Source organism: Oleiphilus sp. HI0043 (assembly GCF_001634935.1).
In genome coordinates, this window is the sequence record NZ_LWEY01000738.1 from 1 (window position 1) to 903 (window position 903).

A 903-nucleotide genomic window follows, 5' to 3' on the forward strand; every position below is an offset into this window, starting at 1 on the left:
TACTGATGAAGCTGACGATGGTAGTACTGCCTTACCAATGCTTCAAACAGGTAAGTATGACTTTCTGGTGACTGACTGGAATATGCCTGGGATGACTGGTATTGAGTTGCTTCAGCATGTTCGTTCTGACGATAACCTCAAAAGTCTTCCTGTGCTAATGGTAACGGCTGAGGCTAAACGAGATCAGATAGTTGCTGCCGCGCAAGCAGGTGTGAACGGTTATGTCGTTAAGCCATTTACCGCAGCTGTTTTAAAAGAGAAGATTGAGAAAATCTTCGAACGTATCGATTCCTAAGGCTGAGCGATTCATGACTGACGCAAAGCTAATAAATAGCGAACCTCTAAGCGGTTTTGAGCAGACTTTGAAGGCTCAGGCTAATGAGTTGAAGGAGCGAATTGACAAAGGAGACTTGTCGGGGGCGTTAGGTATTATTTCTGAGTTAAATGAGACTCGGGATAAAACTCTGTACCAAGAAGTCGGTCGCTTAACTCGGTCGCTACACGAGTCAATTCGGAACTTTCACATCGATGCTTCCAGTGAGACGGCTAAAGATGACCTGTCTACTATAGAGGATGCGTCCGACCGACTCGCGTATGTGGTTGATATGACCAATAAGGCTGCAAACAAGACCTTGGATCTTGTCGAAGAAACCATGCCTTATGCTTCAGGAATCAGCCAGGAAGCGAAAAAACTCAAGATGGATTGGTCTCGCTTACAGCGTAAGGAAATGAAACCTGATGAGTTTAGAACGCTGACAGCCACAATGGGAACTTTCCTTGGAAAGTTGTGTGAGGATTCAGATAAAGTAAATGATAATCTCACGCAAATACTGTTAGCGCAGTCTTTCCAAGACTTAACTGGTCAAGTGATTCAACGAGTCACCGGATTGGTTAAAGATGTTG

General features: G+C 44.5%; 2 protein-coding genes. Both read left to right on the top strand.

Going from position 1 to position 903, the window contains the following annotated elements:
• Nucleotides 1-295 (top strand): response regulator (locus A3729_RS08560; RefSeq protein ID WP_068567911.1); only part of this gene is annotated, 295 nt, incomplete at its 5' end.
• A gap of 13 nt (nucleotides 296-308) precedes the next feature.
• A partial coding sequence (locus A3729_RS08565) for a protein phosphatase CheZ (protein ID WP_068633653.1) occupies nucleotides 309-903 on the top strand: 595 nt, incomplete at its 3' end.